This is a genomic window from Photorhabdus temperata (assembly GCF_025384845.1).
Lineage (GTDB): Bacteria > Pseudomonadota > Gammaproteobacteria > Enterobacterales > Enterobacteriaceae > Photorhabdus > Photorhabdus temperata.
Window position 1 is genome coordinate 77,437 of sequence record NZ_JAJAFX010000019.1, and the last position, 10,307, is coordinate 87,743.

A 10,307-nucleotide genomic window follows, 5' to 3' on the forward strand; every position below is an offset into this window, starting at 1 on the left:
GAATACTTCAGGGGGAAGGTGAGAATTCTATTTTGCCGGTTAAATTATAAAAACCACTGTGGTTAACAGAATTTACCCCATTTCTTGAAATCACCTATTTTAAATGAAATGGGGCTGATATTTACGTTATCAGTTAATGAGTTAAATTAAACTGATAAACTTTCTCTCAATATCTTTAATAGCTGCGCATCCCGCCAGTTTCATACAAAGTTTCAGCTCATCCTTAAGCAGGTTTAAAACGGAAGTTACGCCTGGTGCTCCGCCCAATGCCAGCCCATATAAAATTGGTCTGCCGATAGCGACAGCTTTGGCACCTAATGCGAGCGCTTTAAACACATGAATACCGCGACGGATACCGCCATCTAAATAGACCGGAATGTAATGCCCAACGGCTTCAATAATGCCTGGTAATGACTTGATTGCTGCCGGAACAGTATCTAATTGCCGGCCACCGTGGTTAGAAACTTGAATAGCTGCCGCTCCGTGGTCAACACATTCTTTGGCATTTTCGGCAGATTGGATACCTTTTACGATGATTGGAAGACCTGATTCTTTGGCGAGAAACTCCAGATCCTTAAAATCAAGATCCCGTTTAAATAGCGCTGTAATTTCTGATAATGGCGCACCGGCGGTAGCGCCAGGAATATTAGGAAATGGAAGTGAGCGTGGGTAGGTAAATTTATTGCGTCTATCGGTTTCCCTATTACCACTCCACTCTAAATCAACCGTAAATACGATGGCGGTTGCACCCATAGCTTTAGCCCGGCGTATTAGTTCACGGTTCATACCCATATCTTTGGTAAAATAAATTTGGAACCATTTGGGGCCGTTACTCACTTTTGCTATCTCTTCGAGAGATGAATTAGACAGAGTTTGTGCGGTAAACAGGGCACCGGCAGCGGCAGCACCTCTTGCTGTTCCCAATTCAGCCGAGATATGAGCCAATCCGTGTGCCGCCATCGGTGGAATGAAAATAGGTATATCCACTTTACTGCCGAGTAATTCGGTTGTTGTGTCAGGTTCTTTTATCCCCGCGAGATAGCGGGGAATAATTTGGTAATCGTCGAAGGCTCTGGTATTTTCACGTAGCGTCCATTCATCACCTGAACCGCCGCTAATATAGCCAAATTGAGGGGCAGGAATCAGTTTACGTGCTTCATCTTCCAAATCATAAAGATTAATAATATCAAGGGCTTTTTCTACGCTACCTGTTTTATAAGCTCCTTGCAGTTTTATGTTAGCAGTTGCAGCATTAGCTGAAGATACCGTAGATAGGATACCGGCAGCAGCAAGACTTAATCCTCCAACCATGACGTCTCTTCTTGATGGCATACAATTCTCCCTTACTTAAAGTAGGCTTATAAATATTGACAATAAATTTTGTCCACATATATAAGGATAGACAAATTCTGGATAATTCAAGCTAATAAATACTTAAGCATGTTTTTATGAGCTTACAAAGCTTGTTGGATCCGGTGATTTTTTGTTGTGAGAGGTTCATCTAAAAATTCAAAATTTTGTTTCAGGTGTTGACCTATTACCTCAATTAACTATAAGAAAATAGTTAATCGCTACAAGTTATAAAAAATTTTCATCGTTCTTTATCAGAAAAAGACTATTATTGAAATGCAATATCAAAATGATATTCGATGATAGGACAGATGTTTTATTTTAATATCAATTAACTCAAAATCTTATTTAATGAAAAGATTATTTTTTCCTTAAGGAGAAATTATGAGTAATAAAAATGAATTTAAAGCTTTTTCTGCTAGCCAAGATGCTAATGTTGTTTCTCAAGGAGAATATGAAGAAAGTCAGGACCTGAACACAGGGATTCCACCAAATACTATTTCTATTGGTTTATTAAATAAGGTCTTGCGTCAGTCATCAACGATATCATCTGTGGTAGCTAATTTTATCTCTACACAATCTAGCGATGATGTTTTGGATGATGGCGATATCGTCAAACTCACCACACAATTAAATAGAGCTTTAGAGCAGAAAATCACAACGGAAATTCCAAGTGCTTCATTAGCACAGGAAGGCATTGTTCAGCTTACAGACCGGCTTGGTAATAGCAGCACGTTGGCCGCGACACAAAAGCTTACCCAAGAATTAGCAGATTCGTTTGATGAAAAGCTTAGTAATAGAGTGCCTAATATTCGGAAAGTGAATGGTAAGGAATTATCTGAGGATATTCATTTGGGTGCCGTGGATATCGGTGTATACACACCAGAACAAATAGACCAAAAGATTAATATTGAAGTAGACAGGAGAATCGATACTGAATTAGACAAGAAAATTAGTATTGAAGTTGATAAAAAAATTAATACTAAAGGTAATAAGAACACAGCCGGTAAAGCTGCTAATGGCTGGTGGAAATGTGGAGATACCGGTGTAATTTATCAATGGGGACGCACTGACGTGATCCAAAGTGGCAATGTGGTTCGTATTCAATTACCAATTAGTTTTTCCAATATGGATTATTCTGTGAGTATTAATCCTATCCAGAGCAAAATAGGTAGTATGGGTGCGGTTATTGGTTACGTAAATGTGATTGATAGCTCATCTTTCGATTTATTAAACTCTTGGGTAAATGCCAGATGGAACAGTCCATTCTTTTGGATAGCGATAGGATATTAGTTATGTATTATTACAGTGCAAAAACCAATGCATTCTACCCAATAGAGTTGAAAGAGAATTATATTGCTGCTGGTTCATTGCCGGATGATATTATGGAAATCAATAGTGATATTTATTATGAATATGCCGCTAATAACGCGCCAGAGGGAAAATACCGTATAGCAGGTAAAAATGGCTTGCCAGAATGGGCTGATATTCCTCCCCCCACAAAAGATGAATTACAACAATATGCTCAATTCCAAAAGCAGCAATTAATGGCTGAGGCAATAAAGCAAATCGCACCATTGCAAGATGCTGTTGATCTAGATATTGCTACTGAAAAAGAGAAAATAGCTTTATCGGCATGGAAAAAATATAGAGTAATGCTTAACCGGGTAGCTATTTCACAGGAGAACGATATTGATTGGCCTAAACAACCAAGGTAATCGATAAATGCTGAATTTCCCCAAAAAATTGGCTGCTTGATTTTTTGAGGAATCCAGCATTGCCATTTATCCTTAAATCTTAATTTCTGATTATCTGCGAGGTAGATTCACATAATAATATCAACTACTGATGAAAACGGCGGTTGCCAACGGCAACTGCCAATTCCCCCTCAAAATCAAGCTGAAACGTTGGAAATAGAATAGGTTCCTATTTCAGTGCGTTGGCTAAACCGCTGTTTACGGCGATATGCAAACACATCCTCCACATGACCCTCTTTAATCCGTTCCTGTAGCGCTCGCCAATAATCTGCTTTGAACAAATCACTATGCATCTCTTCAAAATAGCGGCGAATGCGACTATCAGTACAAAGAAAGTGCCGGAATTCCTCAGGAAAAACATCATTTGGCGCCACACTGTACCAAGGTTCACTGGCAAATTCATCTTCTGGATAACGCGGCGGCGGTATATCGCGGAAGTTAACTTCCGTCATATAACAGATTTCATCATAGTCGTAGAACACCACACGCCCATGCCGTGTCACACCAAAGTTTTTGAATAACATATCTCCGGGGAAAATATTCGCCGCAGCAAGTTGTTTAATTGCATTGCCGTATTCTTCAATCGCATCTTTCAGTTTCTGTTCATCTACCTGTTCCATATAGATATTCAACGGTGTCATCCGGCGTTCCATATACAAATGTTTGATAAGGATCTTATCCCCCAAATCTTCCAACTTTTCCGGTATTTCTCTCTGCAACTCTGCCATTAGCTCAGGACTGATACGGATCTTATCAATAACGAAATTTTCGAATTCCTGTGTGTCAGCCATTCTCCCCACACGGTCATGCTCTTTGACCAACCGGTAACACTCTTGTACCCGCTCCTGAGTCACCTCTTTCTGTGGCGCAAATTTATCTTTAATAACCTTGAATACTCTATCAAGTGAAGGGGAAGTAAACACCAACATCACCATACCTTTAACACCGGGAGCAATCATAAATTGCTCTTTCGAGAAGGTAATGAATGCCAGATATTCCCGGTAATATTCCGTCTTACCATGCTTTTGACAGCCAATTGCCATATAAAGCTCAGAGGTCGATTTGGCCGGCAGAATTTCTCTCAGCCACTCAACCAAAGCCGCAGGTAAAGGCGCATAAACCATAAAATAGGAACGAGCAAAACCGAATACAATGCTGGCATCAGCCTGATCGGTCAGACAGGTATCAATAAAAATCCCACCAGATTCGTTATGATGGATCGGCAATAAGAAAGGGTAAACCTGATTTTCAATGCGGATTTTACCCACTAGCCAAGCGGCTTTATTACGATAAAACAGTTCATTCACTATCTGAAAAGTCGCCTGTAATAATTCCCCGGCTGGAAATATTCTTTGCAGATAATCCGTGATGTACCGAATATCCCTCTCCAAATCTTCCCAGTGCAAACGCAGCGGCAGATCATTAAGTATTGTCCGTAGCATTGAGGCAAGATTGCCATCAGGGAAAAAATCACGGGATAACGGCCGGGGAATATCCCGAAATCTGCGGGCAGGCTGGGAGGTAAAAATAAATAACTTATCCGGCGTCAGGTTACGATGCTCAAACAAACGGCAATAAACAGAATTAAAAAAACTCTCGGCAATTTCAAACCGGGGATAATCCGGTAATAAACTGGTATAAACCACCTTCACTTCGGCAATGTACTCTTCATCATACCCGAGAGCACCATGTATGCATTTAAGCTGTTCAACGACCAACCCAACATGGTGATCATAAAGATTGATGCGCTTTTTCATGGCTTGCTGAACGGCACGCCAATCGGCCTGTTCAAAGCGTTGCTGTGCACCTGAAGTCACCTCCAAAAAGCGACCATACTGTGCATCGAATCCTTGTAAAATCGTTTGTGCTATCAGATGTGCTGAATCTATCCCCATCGCAACTCCTCAATATATTCAGCCTGTAATAAGCAGGCTGAATAGAATAAGAAACACAACAATCAGAACTGCTGCTCTTCCGTGGAACCAGTCAATGCAGTGACAGATGATGTCCCACCCTGAATAATCGTGGTCACTTTATCGAAATAGCCTGTACCCACTTCCTGCTGATGGGAAGAGAAGGTATAACCACGTTCAATGGATTCGAATTCTTTTTCCTGAACTTTCTCCACATAATGTTTCATGCCTTCTCCCTGCGCGTAAGCGTGTGCCAGGTCAAACATGTTGAACCACATACTGTGGATACCCGCCAGAGTAATAAATTGGAATTTATAACCCATTGCTGACAGTTCAGCCTGGAAACGCGCAATGGTCTTATCATCCAAATTCTTTTTCCAATTGAACGATGGAGAACAGTTGTAAGCCAATAATTTACCAGGATATTTAGCGTGAATCGCCTCAGCAAAACTGCGCGCCATTTCGATATCAGGCGTTGATGTCTCACACCATACCAAGTCAGCATACGGCGCATAAGCCAAACCACGACTAATCGCCTGATCGATACCTGCTCTGGTACGGAAAAATCCTTCATAAGTCCGCTCGCCAGTAATAAACTCACTGTCATAAGCGTCGCAATCAGAAATCAACAAATCAGCTGCATCGGCATCTGTACGGGCAATCAGCAATGTCGGCACGCCAGAAACATCCGCTGCCAGACGCGCCGCAACCAACTTTTGAATAGCCTCTTGTGTCGGAACCAGAACTTTACCGCCCATATGACCACATTTTTTCACCGCAGCAAGTTGATCTTCAAAGTGAACAGCGGCAGCGCCAGCCTCAATCATGGCTTTCATCAATTCAAAAGCATTCAGAACACCACCAAATCCTGCTTCCGCATCTGCCACAATTGGCAGAAAATAATCGGTATATTCCTGGCTATCAGTACCAATGCCATTTGCCCACTGAATCTGATCTGCACGGCGGAAACTGTTGTTAATACGTTTGACTACTGCCGGAACCGAATCCACCGGATAGAGGGATTGATCAGGATACATACTGGATGCGGTGTTAGCATCAGCCGCAACCTGCCAGCCAGAAAGATAAATCGCCTCAATACCCGCTTTTGCCTGCTGTAATGCCTGTCCGCCGGTCAATGCACCCAATGAGTTCACATAACCTTTCTTTGCCTTGCCATTCAGTAATTCCCACAACTTTTTAGCGCCAAGCTGCGCCAATGTATGTTCAGGATTAACCGAACCGCGCAATTTAACCACTTCTTCCGCACTGTACGGACGGATAATTCCATTCCAGCGAGCGCTTTTCCATTCTTGTTCCAATTGAGCGATTTGTTGAGTTCTGGAGATTGTCATGACTTCTACTTCCTAATTTTTTATTAAATTAATCGGATAATAGTGGTTTATTATTATTCGTTGCTTAGTCGAGCAATTGATATCCCGGCAGTGTCAGGAAATCTATCAGTTCGTCCTGAGTCGTAATGTGCTCCACCAACTTGGCCGCATCGTTAAATCGCCCTTGGCTGAAACGTGTTTCTCCAACTTCTTGCTTAATGACCTCCATTTCCTCTTCCAGCATTTGTCTGAATAAGTTTTTTGTTACTTTTTTACCGTTGGATAATGATTTTTTATGATGAATCCATTGCCAAATGGATGTCCGGGAAATTTCCGCGGTCGCAGCATCTTCCATCAAGCCATAGATAGGCACACACCCATTTCCTGAAATCCAGGCTTCAATGTATTGAACTGCTACGCGAATATTGGCGCGCATCCCTGCTTCAGTACGCTCTCCTGGACAAGGTTCCAGCAATTGCACAGCCGTGATAGGCGCATCTTCCTCGCGGGAAATCACTAGCTGATTTTGCTGTTCTCCCAATGCTTTATCGAAAATTTCCATTACCGTATCGGCAAGACCAGGATGAGCAACCCATGTACCATCATGACCATTACGCGCTTCCAACTCTTTATCCGCCCGGACTTTATCTAACACCCATTTGTTGTGTTCAGTATCTTTGCTTGGAATAAAGGCGGCCATTCCTCCCATCGCGAATGCTCCGCGTTTATGGCAGGTTTTGATCAGTAAACGGGAATAAGCACTCAGGAACGGCTGATCCATCGTGACAGACTGACGATCAGGCAAAACCCGATCACTATGATTTTTCAATGTCTTGATATAGCTGAAAATATAATCCCAGCGACCACAATTAAGACCAACAATATGGTGACGAAGATGGTAAAGAATCTCATCCATCTGAAATACAGCAGGCAGAGTTTCAATCAATACCGTTGCTTTGATTGTGCCTCTCGGTAAATCAAAACGATCCTCTGCAAAACTGAACACATCACTCCACCAAAGCGCTTCGTGGTAAGACTGAATTTTGGGTAAATAGAAATAAGGGCCACTCCCTTTTGCCAGCAATTGCTGATAGTTGTGGTAAAAATAGAGCGCGAAATCAAACAATCCGCCGGCAATGGGTTCATCCTGATAGAGAACATGTTTTTCCGGTAAATGAAGCCCTCTTACCCGTGCGATTAAAACAGCCGGATCTGATTGTAACTGGTACTGTTTACCCTGCTCATTGACGTAAGAAATTGTGCCATTAACAGCATCACGTAAATTGATTTGCCCCTCAATAATCTTATCCCAAGCCGGTGCTAAGGAATCTTCGAAATCGGCCATGAAAACTTTTACATTCGCATTCAAAGCGTTGATAACCATTTTCCGTTCTACTGGTCCAGTGATTTCTACTCTACGGTCACGGAGATCGGTTGGAATGTTTTGAATTTTCCATTCACTTTCTCGAATGGAACTGGTTTCCGAAATAAAATCAGGCAATTCGCCGCCATCAATTTTCTTCTGCCAAATATCCCGATCCGCTAATAGTTTTTTCCGTGTATCAGTAAACTGAACAACCAGATTTGCCAGAAAATCTACCGCTTCAGGCGTCAAAACCTCCTGCTCTGCCGCTCCAAATCGCTTAATAAACGATAATTCAGTCGCTAAAGTTTGCTGCGTCATTCACTCATCCTCATTTTAAAACCCACCTGAATAAGAGTAATCGATATTTAAAATAAATCAAAAACGATTTCCATTTTTTAAAAAATTTAATTTTATTAAAACAAAAACAATGAGTTAAATGATAAATTACCTATACATAATTAGAGAAATCGATTCCATAAATCACATGATGATTTTATTAAGTTTTTGTTATATAAGATAAACTACAAAAAGTGCGATGTTTTGACAGAAGATCAGAAAAAAATCTGGGGAATGGAATGGCTGAGATTCAGCCATTTATGAAGATATTAGTCCAGTGTTGGATTCATGTAGGTAAGATCATATGGCGTAATCTGGTACACATAGTAATTCAGCCAGTTAGAAAACAATAAATGCCCGTGGCTGCGCCATGATGCCAATGGTTTTCTTTCTGGATTATTATCTGGAAAATAATTTATTGGGATCTTTGGATCCAGACCTGCCGCTAAATCACGTAAATATTCACCAGCCAGTGTTCCGGCATCATATTCAGGATGACCCGTTACAAACACCATGCGTTTATCTTTGCTCGCCAGTAAATACACGCCTGCATCTTCAGAACAGGAAAGAATATCCAGATCGGTATGCTCACGAATAACCTGCTCAGGAAAGTCCGCATAGCGGGAATGAGGAGCAAAAAAAGATTCATCAAATCCCCGGGTCAAAAGTGCCAGAGGGTCAAGAGTAGTATGATAATAAACACCTGATAATTTTATTTCTCTGGTAAACTTCGGCAAACCATACAAAATATTCAAAGCTGCCTGTACTGCCCAACAGATAAATAGAGTAGAAGTTACATGCTCCTTTGCCCAGCTAATTATTCTTTCGATCTGCCCCCAATACGCCACATCGCCAAATTCAACTAACCCCAATGGAGCACCAGTGACAATTAAACCATCAAAATTTTGGTGTTTTATCTGCTCGAAATCACAATAAAAGTTATTCAAATGCTCAATAGGCGTATTTCTACACTTCCGGTTATCTACTCTGAGTAACTGAATATCTACCTGTAAAGGTGTGTTGGATAGCAATCGTAAAAATTGATTTTCTGTCTCAATCTTCTTTGGCATCAGGTTAAGCAGCAATACCTTTAGCGGACGTATATTTTGAATATTTGCACGGGTAGATGTCATCACGAACACATTTTCGTCTCGTAAGAAATTCACAGCAGGTAATTCATCCGGTATACAAATTGGCATGCTATAACCTCGATTTTTTATCCGTTTACATGTTTAGACTTCTAGATAGCTAAATCTAACTAAGTATTAGCTGAATGTCGAGGCTTTACAAGTAAGCTGAAATTATTTCATTTTGTTCATACTACGATATCCAACATGACAATAGTTAATAAATTTTTAATATTTTAAACAGAAAATAATTTAAATTTCATTTTTATAAAAAAAATAATAAGGTTAATTTATTTAAAAATGAAGGAAATCAATGCAAAAAGACAAGATTTAAGAAGTTAGCTAGTAAGCCATAAATACTAAAAATAATATACCCCACGAAACAAACAAGATTAATTAATAAATCATTCTTATTGCTAAACTATCAGATTTACCTCCAGCACCGAAATACATGTAGCTTCCTCTGAAATAGATATTCGAACTAAATGCAACGTTTCAGAAGGATAGTTAATTGTATTTAATCCAAAATCATTAACCATTAATAGAAAGTTGAAAAGAAATCCGCACGTAAAAGAATATTTTCCGAATAGATGGGTGTTCAAACACTTTCTCGTCGGCTATTTTACGAAGAAAACCCTAAAAATGACGCAATAAAAAAGGGATAAAATGGTTAATTTGACAGGATTTAAGCCCTGAAAAAGGGATGATTATACGAAAAAACAAGAAGAGGTATTTTTATATCATCAGGTATTTAATTGCTGATTTATGAAGATAAAACAAAGAGTGATGATCTATAAAACCTGCTCAGAATTACTAGTAAACTTTATAGATGGGACGGGATTCCATTTTACGAAAAAAACAACCAATAAATAAGATATTGATATAATCTCTCCCACTTAATACGGCTTTATCAATAGTCTTTGATATCCATTCAGTCTGTTTTTAAAATTAAATTTGATTTATTTTTAAATAAAATACTCATTCTAAAAATGTGAGATCTCATCCTAGTTTCTTAAAGGAAATGAGTATCGGACGAAGCAGGTAAATAGGTAAATCAGCTGATAAAATCATCCCCCAAAAACGCAAAAACCCCCAGCTTACGCTGAGGGTATTCACTGGATATAAAG

General features: G+C 40.0%; 7 protein-coding genes. 2 read left to right on the forward strand and 5 right to left on the reverse strand.

Annotated features, from left to right (window positions below; genetic code table 11):
* Positions 1 to 141: 141 nt before the first annotated feature.
* Entirely contained in the window at positions 142 to 1,332 is a 1,191-nt protein-coding gene (locus LGZ99_RS09455) for a lactate oxidase (RefSeq protein WP_051225602.1), read from the reverse strand.
* A 402-nt stretch (positions 1,333 to 1,734) separates the two neighbouring features.
* Here LGZ99_RS09455 and LGZ99_RS09460 point away from each other — a divergent pair, with 402 nt between their 5' ends.
* Positions 1,735 to 2,643, forward strand: a complete 909-nt coding sequence (locus LGZ99_RS09460; protein ID WP_023044486.1) for a gp53-like domain-containing protein — start codon at positions 1,735 to 1,737, stop codon at positions 2,641 to 2,643.
* A gap of 2 nt (positions 2,644 to 2,645) precedes the next feature.
* Positions 2,646 to 3,068 (forward strand): tail fiber assembly protein, encoded by a 423-nt coding sequence (locus LGZ99_RS09465; protein WP_036838932.1) that lies wholly within the window; start codon positions 2,646 to 2,648, stop codon positions 3,066 to 3,068.
* A gap of 176 nt (positions 3,069 to 3,244) precedes the next feature.
* On the opposite strand, the gene aceK is transcribed toward LGZ99_RS09465, so the two are convergent.
* The 4 genes from aceK to metA form a co-directional block, all read right to left on the reverse strand.
* Positions 3,245 to 5,002 (reverse strand): bifunctional isocitrate dehydrogenase kinase/phosphatase, encoded by a 1,758-nt coding sequence (gene aceK, locus LGZ99_RS09470; protein WP_023044484.1) that lies wholly within the window; start codon positions 5,000 to 5,002, stop codon positions 3,245 to 3,247.
* Positions 5,003 to 5,064: 62 nt separating this feature from the next.
* Complete coding sequence (gene aceA, locus LGZ99_RS09475) at positions 5,065 to 6,372, reverse strand: isocitrate lyase (protein ID WP_036838930.1); 1,308 nt, start codon at positions 6,370 to 6,372, stop codon at positions 5,065 to 5,067.
* Between the two features lie 64 nt (positions 6,373 to 6,436).
* Complete coding sequence (aceB, locus tag LGZ99_RS09480) at positions 6,437 to 8,035, reverse strand: malate synthase A (RefSeq protein WP_036838927.1); 1,599 nt, start codon at positions 8,033 to 8,035, stop codon at positions 6,437 to 6,439.
* A 287-nt stretch (positions 8,036 to 8,322) separates the two neighbouring features.
* Positions 8,323 to 9,252 carry a homoserine O-acetyltransferase MetA gene (gene metA / locus LGZ99_RS09485; protein ID WP_023044482.1) on the reverse strand — a complete coding sequence of 310 codons (930 nt, stop codon included), beginning with the start codon at positions 9,250 to 9,252 and terminating at the stop codon, positions 8,323 to 8,325.
* Positions 9,253 to 10,307 lie beyond the last annotated feature (1,055 nt).

Excerpts from the sequence above, each read along its gene's own strand:
- aceK (WP_023044484.1), bottom strand. The coding sequence starts at position 5,002 with ATGGGGATAGATTCAGCACATCTGATAGCACAAACGATTTTACAAGGA.
- LGZ99_RS09455 (WP_051225602.1), bottom strand. The coding sequence starts at position 1,332 with ATGCCATCAAGAAGAGACGTCATGGTTGGAGGATTAAGTCTTGCTGCT.
- aceB (WP_036838927.1), bottom strand. The coding sequence starts at position 8,035 with ATGACGCAGCAAACTTTAGCGACTGAATTATCGTTTATTAAGCGATTT.
- LGZ99_RS09460 (WP_023044486.1), top strand. The coding sequence starts at position 1,735 with ATGAGTAATAAAAATGAATTTAAAGCTTTTTCTGCTAGCCAAGATGCT.
- metA (WP_023044482.1), bottom strand. The coding sequence starts at position 9,252 with ATGCCAATTTGTATACCGGATGAATTACCTGCTGTGAATTTCTTACGA.
- aceA (WP_036838930.1), bottom strand. The coding sequence starts at position 6,372 with ATGACAATCTCCAGAACTCAACAAATCGCTCAATTGGAACAAGAATGG.
- LGZ99_RS09465 (WP_036838932.1), top strand. The coding sequence starts at position 2,646 with ATGTATTATTACAGTGCAAAAACCAATGCATTCTACCCAATAGAGTTG.